This is a genomic window from Streptomyces sp. NPDC013187, from assembly GCF_042899705.1.
Taxonomy (GTDB): Bacteria; Actinomycetota; Actinomycetes; order Streptomycetales; family Streptomycetaceae; genus Streptomyces; species Streptomyces hawaiiensis_A.
Genome location: NZ_JBIBAF010000001.1, coordinates 633050 through 649252, shown reverse-complemented (window position 1 = coordinate 649252; position 16203 = coordinate 633050). Strand labels below are relative to the sequence as shown.

The window sequence follows — 16203 nt, the reverse complement described above, 5'->3', positions numbered from 1 at the left end:
GGGGATCGGTTCCCCTTAGGCCATCAGTGGCAGGTACGGGGACAGGTCCGCGCGTTCCCCGCCGGCACTGACCCGTGCGTCGTGGAGCGCCTGCTCCCAGGTAAGCCGCCCGGTCGCGAGCCGGATCCAGGTCAGCGGGTCGGTCTCGACGACGTTGGGCGGGGTGCCCCGGGTGTGCCGGGGTCCCTCCACGCACTGCACCACCGCGTACGGCGGGACCCGCACCTCCGTCGAGCCGCCGGGCGCCTTCGAAGCGAGCGCGTCGGCGAGCAGCCGGGTGCAGGCCGCCAGGGCCTGCCGGTCGTAGGGGATGTCCAGGCCGGGGACGGCGGCGTTGAGGTCGTCGGTGTGGACGACGAGCTCGACGGTGCGGGTGACGAGGTAGTCGGCGAGGGGCAGGGCGCCGGTGCGGGTGGGGAGCAGGCGGGTGCCGGGGGCGTCGGCCAGGGCCCTGGCGAGGCGCTCCGCGGTGCTCGCGTAGAGGGCGTCCAGTTCGGGGCTGGCATCGGCGAGCCGCCGGGTGTCGTCGGCGATGCCGGGGGCGCGGGCGGCGGTGGCGAAGGGCCAGTCGAGCAGGGCCAGGTCCGCCTTCGCCGGTTCCTCGCGGTCGAGGTTGCGGCTGACGGTCTCCACGGCCATGGTCACGTGCGCGGCAAGCTCCCGCACCGTCCAGTCCCCGAGCCGGGTGGGCAGGCCCAGTTGCTCGGGGGTGAGCCCCAGGACGGCCTGCCGCACGTTCCCGAACTGGGCGAGCACTGCTGCGCGGATCTTGACGGGGTCGTAGCTGCGGGTGCGCTTCTTGGCCGGGGGCATGGGGGTCAGCCTAAGCGCGGGCTGTGACAGTGGAGGGTGCCTCGAAGGTCCTGCGCAGGCCAGGGCCGCCGGCGGGAAGTTCCAGGGGCAGCCGGCCAGTCCGAGGAGAGGTCGGCCGCCCCCGGGCCGCAGAAGAGTTCGCTACGGGCGGGTCGTCGCCAGGGCCACCAGGAGCGGTACGACCCGCCCCGGGGGCACCTCGTGGTGCCCCCGGCCGGGCGTGTGCAGCCAGCCCGCGGCGGTGAGCTGGCGCAGGTGGTGGTAGATCTGGCCGGTCGTGCCGACCTCGTCCAGCTCGGCGAGCTCGGTGGCGGTGCGCCGGCCGCCGAGGATCTCGCGGAGCAGGCGGATCCGGACCGGGTGGCCGAGCGCCGCGAACGACTCGGCGGCCGTCGTCCAGTCGCCCTCCAGCAGGTCCTCGGTGAGGGCGGTCATCTGCCAGGAGTACTCCTCGCCCGTGGGCAGGCCGACGGAGCCGGTGTAGAGGACACCGCCGTCGGCCGCTCCCGCCTCGGACAGTTGCTCCCTCAGCCCGTTCAGAGCCCAGAAGTCGCCCTCGTCGATGCGGGGGCCGGTGGGCCGGGCGCCTTCCAGGGCCGCCAGACGGCTCTCAAGGTCTGTGACACGTCGTTCCAGGTCCATTCTTCGATTTTACGGAACTACGTAATTACGTGCAAGAGTCGGGCGCGCGCATCCGTCCGGGCACAGCGAAGCCCCCACCCGGCGGACCGGGCGGGGGCTTCGGAGCGGTTGACTACTTCAGCAGCGCCGGGATCGTGCCCTCGTGCGTCTCGCGCAGCTCGGCCAGAGTGAGCGCGAACTCGCCCTGGACGTCCACGGTGTCGCCGTCGACGACACCGATGCGGGTGACCGGCAGGCCCCGCGCACCGCACATGTCGTTGAAGCGGACCTCCTCCGAGCGCGGTACGGCCACGAGCGCGCGGCCCGCCGACTCGGAGAAGAGGAAGGTGAAGGCGTCCAGACCGTCCGGGACGATCAGGCGGGCACCCTTGCCGCCCAGCAGTGCCGACTCGACGACCGCCTGGATCAGACCACCGTCGGACAGGTCGTGCGCGGAGTCGATCATGCCGTCGCGGGAGGCGGAGATCAGGATCTCCGCCAGCAGCCGCTCGCGCTCCAGGTCGACCTTGGGCGGCAGCCCACCGAGGTGGTCGTGCACGACCTGCGACCAGGCCGAGCCACCGAACTCCTCACGCGTGTCGCCGAGGAGGTAGAGCAGCTGGCCCTCCTCCTGGAAGGCGACGGGCGTGCGACGGGCCACGTCGTCGATGACGCCGAGGACCGCGACCACCGGGGTCGGGTGGATGGCCGCCTCGCCCGTCTGGTTGTAGAGGGAGACGTTGCCGCCGGTCACCGGGGTGCCGAGCTGCCGGCAGGCGTCCGCCAGACCGCGCACGGCCTCCGCGAACTGCCACATCACCGCCGGGTCCTCGGGCGAGCCGAAGTTCAGGCAGTCGGAGACGGCGAGCGGCTTGGCGCCGGTGGTGGCGACGTTGCGGTACGCCTCCGCCAGGGCCAGCTGGGCACCGTGGTACGGGTCGAGCTTGGCGTACCGTCCGTTGCCGTCCGTGGCGATGGCCACGCCGAGGCCGGTCTCCTCGTCGATCCGGATCATGCCGGAGTCCTCGGGCTGGGCGAGGACGGTGTTGCCCTGCACGAAGTGGTCGTACTGGCTGGTGATCCAGGACTTGGAGGCCTGGTTCGGGGAGCCGACCAGCTTCAGGACCTGGTCCTTCAGCTCCTCGGAGGTCTCCGGCCGGGGCAGCTTGTTCGCGTCGTCCGCCTGGAGCTCGTCCTGCCAGGAGGGGCGGGCGTAGGGGCGCTCGTAGACCGGGCCCTCGTGCGCGACCGTGCGCGGGTCGACGTCGACGATCTTGCCGCCGTGCCAGTAGATCTCCAGGCGGTCGCCGTCGGTCACCTCTCCGATGACGGTGGCGATGACGTCCCACTTCTCGCAGATCTCCAGGAAGCGGTCGACCTTCTCCGGCTCGACGACCGCGCACATGCGTTCCTGCGACTCGCTCATGAGGATCTCCTCGGGCGAGAGCGTGGAGTCGCGCAGCGGGACGTCGTCCAGGGTGACGCGCATACCGCCGGAGCCGTTCGAGGCCAGCTCGCTCGTCGCGCAGGACAGGCCCGCCGCGCCGAGGTCCTGGATGCCGACGACCAGCTTCTCGGCGAACGCCTCCAGGGTGCACTCGATGAGGAGCTTCTCCTGGAAGGGGTCGCCGACCTGGACGGCCGGGCGCTTGCTCGGCTTGGCGTCGTCGAAGGTCTCCGAGGCGAGGATCGACGCGCCGCCGATGCCGTCGCCGCCGGTCCGGGCCCCGTACAGGATGACCTTGTTGCCCGCGCCGGACGCCTTGGCGAGGTGGATGTCCTCGTGCCGCATGACGCCGATGGCACCGGCGTTGACCAGCGGGTTGCCCTGGTAACAGGCGTCGAAGACGACCTCGCCGCCGATGTTGGGAAGGCCCAGGCAGTTGCCGTAGCCGCCGATGCCCGCGACGACGCCCGGCAGGACGCGCTTGGTGTCGGGGTGGTCGGCCGCGCCGAAGCGCAGCGGGTCGACGACCGCGACCGGGCGGGCACCCATCGCGATGATGTCGCGCACGATGCCGCCGACGCCGGTGGCCGCGCCCTGATAGGGCTCGACGTACGACGGGTGGTTGTGCGACTCGACCTTGAAGGTGACCGCGTAGCCCTGTCCGACGTCGACGACACCGGCGTTCTCGCCGATGCCGACGAGCATCGCGTCGGACTCGGGGGCCTTCTCGCCGAACTGGCGCAGGTGCACCTTGCTGCTCTTGTACGAGCAGTGCTCGGACCACATCACCGAGTACATGGCCAGCTCCGCGCCGGTGGGGCGGCGGCCGAGGATCTCGACGACCCTCTCGTACTCGTCCTTCTTCAGGCCCAGCTCGGCCCAGGGCAGCTCGACGTCGGGGGTCGCGGCCGCGTGCTCGACCGTGTCCAGAGGCGTCCGGCTCATGCGTTGACCAGCTTCTTGAGGATCGAGGTGAAGAACGGGAGGCCGTCGGTGCGGCCGGTGCCGATCAGCGGCTCGACGGCGTGCTCGGGGTGCGGCATGAGGCCGACCACGTTTCCGGCCTCGTTGCTGACGCCGGCGATGTCCCGCTGCGAGCCGTTGGGGTTGAAGTCCAGGTAGCGGAAGGCGACGCGGCCCTCGGCCTCCAGCTTGTCGAGCGTGTACGCGTCGGCGACGTACTGCCCGTCGTTGTTCTTCAGCGGGATGTGGATCTCCTGGCCGGCCGAGTAGTCGGTGGTCCAGGCGGTCTCGGCGTTCTCCACCCGCAGCTTCTGGTCGCGGCAGATGAAGTGCAGGTGGTCGTTGCGCAGCATCGTGCCCGGCAGCAGGTGGGCCTCGGTGAGGATCTGGAAGCCGTTGCAGATGCCGAGCACCGGCAGCCCGGCCTTCGCCTGCTCCAGCAGGGGCTCCATCACCGGCGAGAAGCGGGCGATGGCCCCGGCGCGCAGATAGTCGCCGTAGGAGAAACCACCGCACAGCACCACGGCGTCGACCTGCTTGAGGTCCTTGTCCTTGTGCCAGAGGGCGACCGGCTCGGCACCGGCGACGCGGATCGCGCGCTGGGTGTCACGGTCGTCCAGGCTGCCGGGGAAAGTGACGACGCCAATACGAGCGGTCACTTCACGGCCTCCGCGACTTCCTCGACCCGGATCGTGAAGTCCTCGATCACGGTGTTCGCGAGGAAGGACTCCGCAAGATCATGAATGCGGGCGAGGGCGGCCTCGTCGACCGGCCCGTCAACTTCCAGTTCGAAACGCTTTCCCTGGCGGACGTCCGAGATCCCCTCGAAACCCAGCCGCGGCAGTGCGCGCTGCACCGCCTGGCCCTGGGGGTCGAGGATCTCCGGCTTGAGCATGACGTCGACTACGACGCGTGCCACTGGCACTCCCGGTGTGTGGTGCTGAGCAGGTTCCTTCAGACTACCCGCACAAAATTTCTACGCGCGTTGACTTGTAGGAAACTACGTGACCGTCATCACGATCCGGCATCGGCGGACCCACACGCGAAGTTTTCGGGAAAGATTCCGGATCGACACCCGAAACCTATTGCCTTCGGACACGCGGAGAGATTTAGTCGGGCTTCACAATGTATTGCAAGGCACGATACAAATAAATTGGCATAGTGCCGCATGAAGGGACCGATATTCGTGGCGCAGAAGGTCGTGGTCACTCTCTCTGACGACATCGACGGCTCGGAAGCGGCGGAAACGATCGCCTTCGGACTGGACGGCAAGTCGTACGAGATCGACCTGAGCGAAGGCAACGCCGGAGAACTGCGGAAGGCGCTCGCGCCCTACGTCGAGGCCGGCCGCAAGCGGTCCCGCTCCGGCAAGGCGTACCGGCAGACGGAGGTCGCCCCCGACCCGTCGGCCGTGCGCGCCTGGGCGCAGGCCAACAAGATGGACGTCCCCGCGCGCGGGCGCATCCCCAAGAAGGTCTACGAGGCGTTCACCGCCGCGCAGTGACCGTCCGTCGAGCCCGGACCGATGCCCGGTCACCCGCCCCTCGCGGCAGCCGACTTGCGCAGCACCCCTGCTGATCAGCTAGAGTCTGGAGCACGCCGAGGGGCAAGGCCGAAAGGCCCAGCTCACGGAGATATGCGGGTGTAGTTCAGTAGTAGAACATCCCCCTTCCAGGGGGAAGGCGCAGTGTGCGATTCCTGTCACCCGCTCTGCATCGCCGTACCGGCCACGGTTGTGGATCAGGTAGGCTGGTGCCCGCACCGATCAGTGCAAGCTGGTCGGGAGCAAATGCGGACGTAGCTCAGTTGGTAGAGCGCAACCTTGCCAAGGTTGAGGTCGCGAGTTCGAGCCTCGTCGTCCGCTCGGAAATGAAGGCCCCGGTCCATCAGGACCGGGGCCTTCATCGTGTTCCGCCCGCACCCTCCGGCTTCTGACATTTGTCATGCCGAGTGATGACAGCGCGCACTGCTTCCGGGCTCGCACGGCCGGGACGCTTGAATCATGGAAACCAACGGACACGAGCACGTGATCGAGGTCACTGACCTGCGACGTGTGTACGGGGGCGGGTTCGAGGCGGTACGCGGAATCAGCTTTTCCGTCCGACGCGGCGAGATCTTCGCGCTGCTCGGCACCAACGGCGCGGGCAAGACGTCGACCGTCGAACTGCTGGAGGGACTCGCGCGGCCGGCCGGCGGGCGGGTGCGGGTCCTCGGGCACGACCCGTACACCGACCGGGCCGCCGTACGGCCCCGCACCGGCGTGATGCTGCAGGAAGGCGGCTTCCCCTCCGAGCTCACCGTCGCGGAGACCGCCCGCATGTGGGCGGGATGCGTGAGCGGCGCACGGCCGCCGGCGGAGGTACTGGCGCTGGTCGGCCTGGAGTCCAGGACCGGCACCCGGGTCAAGCAGCTGTCCGGCGGACAGCGGCGCCGCCTCGACCTGGCGCTCGCCCTGCTCGGCGATCCCGAGGTGCTCTTCCTCGACGAGCCCTCCACCGGGCTGGACGCCGAAGGCCGCCGCGCCACCTGGGAGTTGGTGAGCGCGCTGCGCGACGGCGGGACGACGGTGCTGCTGACCACGCACTACCTGGAGGAGGCCGAGAACCTCGCCGACCGGCTCGCGATCATGCACGAGGGCCGTATCGCCACCACCGGCACCCCGGCCGAGGTGACCGCCGCCGAGCCGTCGCGGATCTCCTTCGAGCTGCCCGACGGCTACTACGTCGGCGACCTGCCGCCGCTCGGCGAACTCGGCGTGACCGAGCACGAGACCGACGGCCGGACCGTCCGGCTCCGCACCCGTGAACTGCAGCGCACGGCCACCGCACTGCTGGTGTGGGCCGAGCGGGCCCAGGTCGGGCTGCACCGCCTGGACGTGCGCTCGGCCTCCCTGGAGGAGGCGTTCCTCCACATCGCCGAGAACGTCTCCGCCGAGCGGGCCACGGACACCACGACAAGGGAGTACGCGGCATGAGCGCCACGCACACGACACCCCGCCCGGCGATGGCGGCGACGACCCCGCTGAGCCGGATGACGGCGCTCGCCCGCGCCGAACTGACCCTGCTCGGGCGGACCCGGGGCGCGCTCGTCGCCGCGCTGCTCGTGCCGCTGGTGATGCCGGTCAGCGTGCGGTCGGCGGCGGAGGAGATGGACCTCGCCGGGGCGGGGCTGAGCACCGGCACGCTGGTGCTGCCCCCCGCGGTCGGCTTCTCCCTGCTGTTCGCCGTCTACTCGGTGCTCGTCGGCGTGTTCGTCGTCCGGCGTGAGGAGCTCGTGCTCAAGCGGCTGCGCACCGGCGAGCTGCGGGACGCCGAGATCCTGGCCGGCTCCTCACTGCCGGCGGTCCTCACCGGGCTCGTGCAGTGCCTGCTGCTGACGGCGGCCTGCGTCGCCCTGCTGGACCTGTCCGCGCCGTCGGCGCCCCATCTGGCCGTGCTGGGTCTGCTGTTGGGGTTCTTGATGTGCGCGGCCCTCGCCGCTGCCACCGCGAGTTTCACCCGGACCGGCGAGAGCGCGCAGGCCACACCCATGCCGCTGCTGCTGGTCTCGATGATCGGCTCCGGGATGTTCTGGCCGCTGGAGCTGATGCCGGACCGGGTGGCCTCCGTCTGCGAGCTGCTGCCGCTGACGCCCGTCGTCACGCTGGTGCGCGGCGGCTGGACCGGCGACCTCTCCGCGTACGAGGCACTGGGCGCCCTCGCGACCGCCGTGGCCTGGATCCTCATCGGGGTGTTTGCTGTACGGCGGTGGTTCCGCTGGGAACCGCGGCGCTGACCGAGGGGGGAGTGACGGGCCGATGCGCATGCCGGGCAGGTGGTGGCGGCACAAGAGCACGCCGGAGAAGGTCGAGACGTACACCCGGTGGTCGTTCCACTTCTTCGCGGTGATGGAGTTCTTCTCCGTCGGGCTCACGTCCGTCGCCCCGCTCGGAGCGCGGCTCGGCGGTGCCGCCATGCTGGTGGTGGCCGTGCACGCCGCCCTCTGCTTCGTGACCGTGTCCCGGGCGATCGACTGGACGCGCGGCCGCAGGCCCCAGCCCATCGGACTGATGTGGACTCTGGGCACCGCCACCGCCGTGATCGCCGCCGTCGCGCTCGGCCTCGCCGAGCGCGGACCCGACCGCGAGGACGTCGCCACCGCCGCCAGTGGCGTCTTCGGAGTGATCCTGATCTTCGGTCCCGGCATCATCGCGCTCGGCGTCCGCGACCGGCGGCGCGCGTTCGGCCTCTCGGGAGGCTTCGCGGCAGGCACCTGGGTCGTGGCGTTCGCGGTCGGCGCCTCCGCTCTCACGGCGCTCTTCACGGCACTGATCGTGCTGGTCGGCGGCACCTTCATCGCCTTCACGGCCGTCTTCTCGGTGTGGCTGCTGAACGCCGTCTACGAGCTCGACGAGGCCCGCGAGACCCGGACCCGGCTCGCCGTCGCCGAGGAACGGCTGAGGTTCGGGCGAGATCTGCACGACGTCATGGGGCGCAATCTCGCCGTGATCGCCCTCAAGAGCGAACTGGCCGTGCAGCTCGCCCAGCGGGGACGGCCCGAGGCCGTGCCGCAGATGGTCGAGGTGCAGCGGCTCGCGCAGGAGTCGCAGCGGGAGGTGCGGGAGGTCGTGCGCGGCTACCGGGAGGCCGACCTCGGCTCGGAACTCGTCGGTGCGCAAGGAGTGCTGGCGGCTGCCGGCATCGACTGCACGGTCGGCGGGGTGCCGGCGGCCGGCCTGCCGCCCGCGGTGCAGTCCGCCCTGGGGTGGGTGGTCCGGGAGGCCGCGACCAACGTCCTGCGGCACGGGGACGCGCAACGGTGTGAGGTACGACTACGGGTACTGGAGGGGCGGGTGGTGTTGTCCGTGGAGAACGACGGGGTGAGCGAAGCGGGGGCGGAGCCCGGGTCCGGACCGTCCGGCTCGGGGCTCGCCGGGCTGCGGGAGCGGCTGGCGGAGATCGGCGGGACCCTGGAGGCCGGGCCCGTGGGCCGAGGGATGTTCCGGCTGACGGCAGAGGTTCCGCTGCCGTCGCCGTCCACCGCTTCCGGCGCCGCCCCGGCCGTCGCCGCGGCCCGTTCCATGAGCGAGGTCACGCCATGACAGCCGTGAAGCCCGTCCGGCTGCTGCTCGCCGACGACGAGCACCTCATCAGGGGGGCGCTCGCCGCGCTGCTGTCCCTGGAGGACGACCTCGTCGTCGTCGCCGAGGCGGCCACCGGGCCCGAGGCGATGGCGATGGCCCGGGCGCACCAGCCCGATGTCGCCGTGCTGGATCTCCAGATGCCCGGGGCCGACGGTGTGAAGGTCGCCACATCCCTGCGGTCCGAACTGCCCGGCTGCAAGGTGCTCATCGTCACCAGCCACGGGCGGCCCGGGCATCTGAAGCGGGCGCTGCAGGCCGGTGTGCGCGGGTTCGTGCCCAAGACCGTGAGCGCGCAGCGGCTCGCGGAGCTCATCCGGACCGTGCACGCCGGGAACCGTTACGTCGACCCGGAGTTGGCCGCCGACGCGATCGCCGCCGGGGACTCGCCGCTGACCGCGCGGGAGGCGGAGGTCCTGGAGCTCGCCGCCGACGGGGCGCCCGTCGCGGAGATCGCGGAGCGGGCCGCGCTGTCGCAGGGCACCGTGCGGAACTATCTGTCGTCGGCCGCCTCGAAGCTCGGGGCGGAGAACCGGCATGCGGCGGTACGGCTCGCACGGGAGCGAGGTTGGGTATAGTGGTTCCCGCGCCACGGCGCATGCGAACGTAGCTCAGTTGGTAGAGCGCAACCTTGCCAAGGTTGAGGTCGCGAGTTCGAACCTCGTCGTTCGCTCCATCGAGAAGCCCCCCGGTTCCGGCCGGGGGGCTTCTTCGTGCGCTACTTCCTCACGCCCAGCTCGTGCCGGTCAGGCGCTCGTACGCCTCCACGTACTTGGCGCGGGTGGCGTCGACGACCTGCTGGGGCAGGGCCGGCGGCGGCTGCTCGCTCTTGCGGTCCCAGCCGGACTCCGGCGAGGTCAGCCAGTCACGGACGAACTGCTTGTCGTACGACGGCTGCGCGCGGCCCGGCTGCCACTGGTCGGCCGGCCAGAAGCGGGAGGAGTCCGCGGTGAGGACCTCGTCCGCGAGGACCAGGTCGTCGCCGTCGAAGCCGAACTCGAACTTGGTGTCCGCCAGGATGATGCCCCGCTCACGGGCGATGTCCCGGCCCCGCGAGTAGACCGCGAGGGTCGCCTGGCGCAGCCGGGCCGCGGTGTCCGCGCCGACCTGGCGGGCGACCTCCTCGTAGGAGACGTTCTCGTCGTGCTCGCCGACGGCGGCCTTCGTGGCCGGGGTGAAGATCGGGGCGGGCAGTTCACTGCCGTCGGTCAGGCCCTCCGGCAGGGCGAGGCCGCAGACCGTGCGGGTCTCGTTGTACTCGGCGAGGCCCGAGCCGGTGAGGTAGCCGCGGGCCACGCACTCCACGGGGACCATCCGCAGCGACTTGCAGATCAGCGTGCGGCCCGCCCAGTCGGCGGGGGCGCCGTCGGGCAGTTCCGTGCTCAGCACGTGGTTCGGGATCAGGTCGGAGAGCCGGTCGAACCACCACAGGGACAGCTGCGTGAGGACCCGGCCCTTGTCGGGGATCTCGGTCGGCAGCACCCAGTCGTAGGCGGACATGCGGTCGCTGGCGACCATCACGAGGTCGCCCGCCTCGTTGCGGTACAGCTCGCGCACCTTGCCGGTGTGCAGATGTACCAGGCCCGGAACCTGGATCGGCTCGGGCTTTTCGACGAATCCGGACACGGTTCCTCCCCGTGGTTCTGTCCAAGTGGCTCGATTCTCCCGTATCCGAGCTTGATCACGGACAGTGGGTCAGTCGCGTTTGCAGATGCGGTCCAGGAGATTGGCGGTGGCCCGCTGAATGCGTGTGTCGACGTGGCCGGGTCGGTCCAGGGCCGGGGACCAGGCGAACGTTCCTGCTGCGAAGACCCAGGCACCGGAGGGAGCGCGGTACAGGGAGGTCTCCTGGTGGCGCGCGGTGCCTTCCTTGTCGGTGTACGGGGAGTGGGCGAGCAGCGTGCGCTCCTCGTGCTCGGGCAGCGGGGTGCGCGGGAAGTAGCGGTCGGCCTCGCCGGCCACCAGGTTCTCGATCTCGTCGCCCTCGTGAGCCCCGGTCGCCTCCCACAGCCAGTGCCCGGCGTTGCGCACGATCAGCGGGTGCGGCTCGGGGACGGGCCCGGCGTACTGGATGCCCATGAGCTGCTGTTCCGCCCGGTCGATCTCCCGCCACAGCACCGGCTTGCCCGGGCCCCGGCGCTTGCGGCAGGTCAGCAGCCGGTCGGGCACGCCGGACGGGGAGGGGCCGAGCTCCACCTGCCAGTACATGGAGTTGGCGGAGAGGAAGACCAGCGAGGTGCCGGCGTCGCGGGCGAGCTCCACGGTGGAGCGCATGGCGACCGACCAGTACTCGTCGTGACCCGGGAAGACCAGACCGCGGTAGCGGGTGGGGTCGACGCGGCCCGCGTGCAGGTCGCTCGCGTCGGCGTAGGCGACGTCGTAACCGTAGCGCTCGGCCCAGCGGATGAAGTCGTAGGCGTGGCCGACGTGCAGCGGGAGGCCCGCGCCCGCGTACGGGCGGTCGAAGGAGACCGTCGTGGCGGCCTCGGACTCGCCGAGCAGCCGGCCCTTCTCGTCCCAGGCGTGGTAGAGGCTGGCGCCCGTGCGCCCGTCCTCCGGATAGAGGTTGTACGCCTGCCAGGTCACGTCGGGCAGCACGAGCAGCAGATCGCCGGGCTGGTCGTGGCGGACGGTGAAGGGAACGTGGGAGCGGTAGCCGTCGGCGGTGGTGAGGACGGCGACGTACGCGCCGATGTTCCAGTACGACGGGACCTGCAGCCGCCAGGACAGCCACCAGTGGTGGCAGGAGACCGTACGGTCCGCGGTGAGCGGCGCGGGCTGGACGATGCCGGACAGACGCGGGCTGGTGGTGATCTTCGCGGCGCCGTCACCGCCGTAGTGGCCGATGCGGTAGATGTCGACGGCGAACTGCTGCGGCGGGTCGACGGTGATGTGGAAGTCGATGGCTTCGCCGGGCGCCACCGCGCCGGTGGAGGTGAAGCCCTTGATCTGACGGTTGACGTCGTCGGCCGCGCGGGGGCCGCCCGAGCGGCTGCCCTTCTTCGACGGGTGGGGGGCGTCCTGGTCCATGTACCAGGGGACGACCTGGCCCGAGTCGTCGAAGTACGTCACGTTGCCGCGCAGCCACGGGACGGGGCCCTGCCCGAAGGGATCCGTCACGGCATGCGCCAGCGCTCCCGACTCCCAGCGGCGGATCTGCTCCGAACCCATGATCGCTTCCCCTCCCCTTGCCCCCGTGGTGATGCGTGCCGGTGTGCTGCGTGCCCGTTGTTGCGTGTGCCGGTGTGATGCGAGCCGGTGTGGCGTGTGCCGGTGTGATGCGAGGCGGTGTCGCCTGTGCCGGTGCGGTGTTCTGTGGTGTGGGCGGTGTTCTGTGGTGCCTGCGGTGCGTGCGACGCCTTCGCGCTTATGTGTTTGTCGTATGTCGCAAGCTCTTGCCATACACGCGAACGGTCCAAGCACATCACATAAAGCGCGCACTTCGTCACTGTTCGTTTCGAATTGGCCAGAACCGGAAGAAGGTGCTCCGGTGGTCAGCCGAGGCGGACCGGCTTCTCCGGGCGTATGCCGAGCTGGGAGAGCCAGACCCGCAGTGGGGTGGCGTCGCCGTCCTCGATGAGAGTGAGGACCTTGGGCGCCAGATCGGCCGTGCGCTCGCCGTCGACGAGGAGGGTCGGGCCGTCCAGCCAGTCCAGGCCCGGGGTCGCGCCGGCGGTGTCCATCGCGGCGCAGCAGACCATGGCGGTGAGGTGGTCCGCGAGCAGCTCTCGGGCGGTGCGCGGGGGCTGGAGGGGGAAGAGGGGGAGGGTCCGGTCGTCCCACAGGGCGGCGAGGTCGGTGGTGGGGGACGGCGGGGCGGGCGTCGTCGCCGGAGAGGGAGCGGCTTCTTCCCTGGCAAGTTCGGCACTGAGCCGGGCGGCGAGGGTGGCGCTGGGGGCCGTCGTACCGGAGAGGTCCTCGTCGTCGAGGGGGTCCGGTGGGGCGGTCGTGCCGGGGGTGGTGTGCGGGGTGGTGCCCGGGGTGGTGTGCGAGGTGGTGCTCGTGGTGCCTCCGGTGCCGGGCTGGGGTGTGCCGGGGGCTTCGGGCGGTGCGGTGTCCGGTCTGGAACCCGTCGGGTGTGCCGCGAGGTCCCCCGTCGAGTCCGCGATCGGGTCCGCGATCGAGTCCGCGATCGGGTCCGCGATCGGGTCCGCCGCGGGGCGGCCGGCTCCGGCGGTTTCGGTCGTCCCCGCAGGGCCCGTCTCCGTGAGGTGGTCGAGGACGCGGGACAGGGTCGGGGCGTCGGTGGCGGAGGCCTCGGTGCCGGTGGCGGGGCGGACGCCCATGGCGTCCAGGACGCGGTGGAGCCGGGCCGCGTCGAGACGCCACTTGCGGTCCACGACCTCGTCCGGATACTCGCTCCAGTCCACCGGCGACCAGTCGGGGCCGGGCCCTGCGGGGCCGCCGTGGAAGAGGCGGGCGGCGAGGAGGGAGGCGGCTTCGTCGACCGTGCCCGGCTCCTCCAGCAGATCGCAGGCCGGCCGCTCACCCAGCCGGGACGCGAAGCCCTCGGCCAGGCGGTCGCGCCGGGACAGCTCCGTGAGCGCCGCGACCACACCGGCGTCCAGCCGGGACGGCCAGCGGCCCATCCGCCAGGCGGGCAGGGCGACCCGGGTCAGCAGCCGGTCCCATCCCGCGTAGGCCAGGCCCACCTGCTCCTGGGCGACGATCCGCAGCCCGTAGTCCACAGCCTGTGCACGCTCCGCGGCCGCGGCCGCCACGCCCCGCTCCATCTCGGCGGCATGGATCCGGCAGCTGCGCAGCAGAAGCCGGGCGACCCGGCCGACCCCGGCGAGCACCGCCCGCGACAGCGGGTCGCGGCGGGGCGCCGACGCCACGGCCACCGCGGCGTCCAGGCCCCGGACGAAGCGCCGGGCGGCGGCTATGTCCGGGTGGGCCGAGGGGCCCGTACCGGCGATGACGGGGGCGAGGACCGCGCGCAGCTCGCCGACCCGCATCCACCACAGGAACGGGGAGCCGATGACGAGGACCGGCGCGACGGGTTGGCGGCGCTGCGCCTGCTTCCCCGCCCCCGCTATGTCCTGGTGCTCCTCGACCGGCGGCGGGGCGTGGGACGGGTGGGTGCGGTCCTCCAGCCAGCTGTCGCAGTCCGGCGTGAGCGCTATCGCGGAGGGCGCGGGGACGTCGAGGCGGTCGGCGAGGTCGCGCACCATCCGGTACAGGTCGGGGGCCGCGTCCTCGGTGACCGGGACGGTCGGGCTGATGGCGGGCCGGGCCCGGGCGACGACCAGGGCGATCCCGGCCGCGGCGAGCAGCACGAGGGCCGCGACCGGTGTCAGCACCGCCCGGGCCATGTCCCAGACGGGGCCCTCCAGGCGGTCACCGGCTGCGCCCGCGAGCAGGATCACGGCGACGGCGGCCGGCAGCAGGGCGACGGCCAGGGCACGACTGCGGATGCGCAGCACGGCCAGTGCGCGTGCTCGCGCGACCTGCGCGCCTGCTTCCACACCCATTCCGGTCACGACCGACCTCACCCCCTCCCCGTTGACCCGATGCTTGCCTTGCTCACTCCCCCACTGTGGCACCCGCCACTGACACCGCAATGCCGGTGGGCCAAGTGCCGGAACGCTTGCGCCGCACCCTAGTTGGGGCTCCGCCCCCCGTCAGCCGGATGCGGCATCGGTCACTCGATGGAATGGCTTTGGGGAGAGGTGGATGACGGACAGCGAGCATCAGGCCCCCGTCTCCCGCACAGTTCAGGCCACCGCTTCCCCACATGTCCGGCCCCTGCCTCCCCCCATACGTCAGGCCACTGCCTCCGTCATACAGCAGGCCCCGGATCCTGAGACGGATCCGGGGCCTGTGGGGTTCATCGGCGGCGGTGGTTCGCCTGCCGGGCGCGGGGGCCGGTTACGCGCCTGCCGCCTTCGCGGCGATGTCGGTGCGGTGCTGGGAGCCGTCGAGGCGGATGCGGCCGACGGCCGTGTAGGCACGGTCGCGGGCCTCGGCGAGATCCTTGCCGGTGGCCGTCACGGACAGGACGCGGCCGCCCGCGCTGACGACGGCGTCGCCCTCCTGCCTGGTGCCGGCGTGCAGCACGTACGCGTGCGGGGCGTCCTGGGCGGCGACCTCGTCCAGACCGGTGATCGGGTCGCCGGTGCGCGGCGTGCCGGGGTAGTTGTGCGAGGCGACGACCACGGTCACGGCCGCGTCGTCGCTCCAGCGCAGCGGCTCCAGGTGGGCCAGGTTGCCGGTGGCGGCCGCCATCAGCAGACCGGCCAGCGGGGTCTTCAGCCGGGCCAGGACGACCTGGGTCTCGGGGTCGCCGAACCGGGCGTTGAACTCGATCACGCGGACACCCCGGGAGGTGATCGCGAGACCGGCGTAGAGCAGGCCGGAGAACGGCGTGCCGCGCCGCTGCATCTCGTCCACGGTCGGCTGCAGCACGGTCTGCAGCACCTCGTCGACCAGCTTCGGGTCGGCCCACGGCAGCGGGGAGTACGCGCCCATGCCGCCGGTGTTGGGGCCTTCGTCGCCGTCCAGGGCGCGCTTGAAGTCCTGGGCGGGCTGGAGCGGTACGACCGTCTCGCCGTCGGTGACGGCGAACAGGGAGACCTCGGGGCCGTCGAGGTACTCCTCGATGACCACGCGCTCGCAGGCCGCCGCGTGGGCCCGGGCCGCTTCGAGGTCGTCGGTGACGACGACACCCTTGCCGGCGGCGAGCCCGTCGTCCTTGACGACGTAGGGGGGCCCGAAAGCGTCGAGGGCCGTGTCGGCCTCTTCCGGTGTGGTGCAGACGTACGACCGGGCCGTGGGCACCTCGGCCGCCGCCATGACGTCCTTCGCGAAGGCCTTGGAGCCCTCCAGCTGCGCGGCCCGGCCGGACGGGCCGAAGACGGGGATGCCCGCCTCGCGCACGGCGTCGGCGACACCGGCGACCAGCGGGGCCTCCGGGCCGACGACCACCAGCTCCGCGCCGAGGCGCGTGGCCAGCGCGGTGACGGCGGCGCCGTCCAGGGCGTCGACCTGGTGCAGCTCGGCGACCTCGGCGATGCCGGCGTTGCCGGGGGCGCAGTGCAGCGCGGTGACGTCGGGGTCGTGGGACAGGGAGTGGCACAGGGCGTGTTCGCGGGCGCCGCTGCCGATGACGAGGACCTTCACGGGGGTCAGCCTAACGGGAGGCGCCGGGTTCCCTTTGTGCGGGCCGCCGATACGAGGGGGGATCTTGAGCTGGAGGTTCCTCCAAGGCAGGCGCTCGGCCGCCGAGGCGGGAGACTCC

The 16203-nt window shown here is 71.7% G+C and carries 14 protein-coding genes and 3 tRNA genes; 8 read left to right on the top strand and 9 right to left on the bottom strand.

Annotated elements, in window-relative coordinates:
* Positions 1 to 15: 15 nt before the first annotated feature.
* From ACFY5B_RS03050 to purS, 5 genes are all read right to left on the bottom strand, one after another.
* Positions 16 to 813 carry a sterol carrier family protein gene (locus ACFY5B_RS03050; RefSeq protein WP_389963593.1) on the bottom strand — a complete coding sequence of 266 codons (798 nt, stop codon included), beginning with the start codon at positions 811 to 813 and terminating at the stop codon, positions 16 to 18.
* A 141-nt stretch (positions 814 to 954) separates the two neighbouring features.
* Entirely contained in the window at positions 955 to 1455 is a 501-nt protein-coding gene (locus ACFY5B_RS03045; RefSeq protein WP_389963590.1) for an ArsR/SmtB family transcription factor, read from the bottom strand.
* A 112-nt stretch (positions 1456 to 1567) separates the two neighbouring features.
* Positions 1568 to 3826 (bottom strand): phosphoribosylformylglycinamidine synthase subunit PurL, encoded by a 2259-nt coding sequence (gene purL / locus ACFY5B_RS03040; RefSeq protein WP_389963587.1) that lies wholly within the window; start codon positions 3824 to 3826, stop codon positions 1568 to 1570.
* Positions 3823 to 4503 (bottom strand): phosphoribosylformylglycinamidine synthase subunit PurQ, encoded by a 681-nt coding sequence (gene purQ, locus ACFY5B_RS03035; protein WP_389963585.1) that lies wholly within the window; start codon positions 4501 to 4503, stop codon positions 3823 to 3825. The genes purL and purQ overlap by 4 nt, the downstream gene beginning before the upstream one ends.
* Positions 4500 to 4763 carry a phosphoribosylformylglycinamidine synthase subunit PurS gene (gene purS / locus ACFY5B_RS03030; RefSeq protein ID WP_359633082.1) on the bottom strand — a complete coding sequence of 88 codons (264 nt, stop codon included), beginning with the start codon at positions 4761 to 4763 and terminating at the stop codon, positions 4500 to 4502. Before purS ends, purQ begins: the two co-directional genes overlap by 4 nt.
* A gap of 267 nt (positions 4764 to 5030) precedes the next feature.
* Between purS and ACFY5B_RS03025 the strand changes: the two genes are divergently transcribed.
* The 8 genes from ACFY5B_RS03025 to ACFY5B_RS02990 all read left to right on the top strand — a co-directional run bounded on the left by ACFY5B_RS03025 (position 5031) and on the right by ACFY5B_RS02990 (position 9639).
* On the top strand, positions 5031 to 5348 hold the full coding sequence (locus ACFY5B_RS03025) for an Lsr2 family protein (protein ID WP_344460887.1): 318 nt from the start codon (positions 5031 to 5033) through the stop codon (positions 5346 to 5348).
* A gap of 134 nt (positions 5349 to 5482) precedes the next feature.
* A tRNA-Gly gene (locus tag ACFY5B_RS03020) sits at positions 5483 to 5554 on the top strand.
* Between the two features lie 81 nt (positions 5555 to 5635).
* Positions 5636 to 5708 (top strand) — tRNA-Gly (locus ACFY5B_RS03015).
* Between the two features lie 138 nt (positions 5709 to 5846).
* Positions 5847 to 6818, top strand: coding sequence for an ABC transporter ATP-binding protein (locus ACFY5B_RS03010; RefSeq protein WP_389963582.1), 972 nt, complete (start codon positions 5847 to 5849; stop codon positions 6816 to 6818).
* Positions 6815 to 7618 carry an ABC transporter permease gene (locus ACFY5B_RS03005; protein ID WP_389963579.1) on the top strand — a complete coding sequence of 268 codons (804 nt, stop codon included), beginning with the start codon at positions 6815 to 6817 and terminating at the stop codon, positions 7616 to 7618. The genes ACFY5B_RS03010 and ACFY5B_RS03005 overlap by 4 nt, the downstream gene beginning before the upstream one ends.
* Positions 7619 to 7640: 22 nt before the next feature.
* Complete coding sequence (locus tag ACFY5B_RS03000) at positions 7641 to 8924, top strand: sensor histidine kinase (RefSeq protein WP_389963576.1); 1284 nt, start codon at positions 7641 to 7643, stop codon at positions 8922 to 8924.
* The gene (locus ACFY5B_RS02995; RefSeq protein WP_389963573.1) at positions 8921 to 9541 is read left to right on the top strand and encodes a response regulator; all 621 of its coding nucleotides are present in this window, start codon (positions 8921 to 8923) and stop codon (positions 9539 to 9541) included. Before ACFY5B_RS03000 ends, ACFY5B_RS02995 begins: the two co-directional genes overlap by 4 nt.
* A gap of 22 nt (positions 9542 to 9563) precedes the next feature.
* A tRNA-Gly gene (locus ACFY5B_RS02990) sits at positions 9564 to 9639 on the top strand.
* Positions 9640 to 9689: 50 nt separating this feature from the next.
* Here the strand turns inward: ACFY5B_RS02990 and ACFY5B_RS02985 are convergent.
* The 4 genes from ACFY5B_RS02985 to purD form a co-directional block, all read right to left on the bottom strand.
* Positions 9690 to 10589, bottom strand: a complete 900-nt coding sequence (locus tag ACFY5B_RS02985) for a phosphoribosylaminoimidazolesuccinocarboxamide synthase (RefSeq protein WP_389963570.1) — start codon at positions 10587 to 10589, stop codon at positions 9690 to 9692.
* 69 nt (positions 10590 to 10658) lie between these two features.
* Positions 10659 to 12134 carry a N,N-dimethylformamidase beta subunit family domain-containing protein gene (locus tag ACFY5B_RS02980; RefSeq protein WP_389963567.1) on the bottom strand — a complete coding sequence of 492 codons (1476 nt, stop codon included), beginning with the start codon at positions 12132 to 12134 and terminating at the stop codon, positions 10659 to 10661.
* Between the two features lie 323 nt (positions 12135 to 12457).
* Positions 12458 to 14437, bottom strand: a complete 1980-nt coding sequence (locus tag ACFY5B_RS02975; protein ID WP_389963706.1) for a hypothetical protein — start codon at positions 14435 to 14437, stop codon at positions 12458 to 12460.
* Positions 14438 to 14834: 397 nt separating this feature from the next.
* Entirely contained in the window at positions 14835 to 16085 is a 1251-nt protein-coding gene (purD, locus tag ACFY5B_RS02970; protein WP_389963564.1) for a phosphoribosylamine--glycine ligase, read from the bottom strand.
* Between the last annotated feature and the right edge of the window lie 118 nt (positions 16086 to 16203).

Excerpts from the sequence above, each read along its gene's own strand:
- ACFY5B_RS02975 (WP_389963706.1), bottom strand. The coding sequence starts at position 14,437 with ATGGGTGTGGAAGCAGGCGCGCAGGTCGCGCGAGCACGCGCACTGGCC.
- ACFY5B_RS02980 (WP_389963567.1), bottom strand. The coding sequence starts at position 12,134 with ATGGGTTCGGAGCAGATCCGCCGCTGGGAGTCGGGAGCGCTGGCGCAT.
- ACFY5B_RS03000 (WP_389963576.1), top strand. The coding sequence starts at position 7,641 with ATGCGCATGCCGGGCAGGTGGTGGCGGCACAAGAGCACGCCGGAGAAG.
- ACFY5B_RS02995 (WP_389963573.1), top strand. The coding sequence starts at position 8,921 with ATGACAGCCGTGAAGCCCGTCCGGCTGCTGCTCGCCGACGACGAGCAC.
- ACFY5B_RS03010 (WP_389963582.1), top strand. The coding sequence starts at position 5,847 with ATGGAAACCAACGGACACGAGCACGTGATCGAGGTCACTGACCTGCGA.
- ACFY5B_RS03050 (WP_389963593.1), bottom strand. The coding sequence starts at position 813 with ATGCCCCCGGCCAAGAAGCGCACCCGCAGCTACGACCCCGTCAAGATC.
- ACFY5B_RS03045 (WP_389963590.1), bottom strand. The coding sequence starts at position 1,455 with ATGGACCTGGAACGACGTGTCACAGACCTTGAGAGCCGTCTGGCGGCC.
- ACFY5B_RS03005 (WP_389963579.1), top strand. The coding sequence starts at position 6,815 with ATGAGCGCCACGCACACGACACCCCGCCCGGCGATGGCGGCGACGACC.
- purL (WP_389963587.1), bottom strand. The coding sequence starts at position 3,826 with ATGAGCCGGACGCCTCTGGACACGGTCGAGCACGCGGCCGCGACCCCC.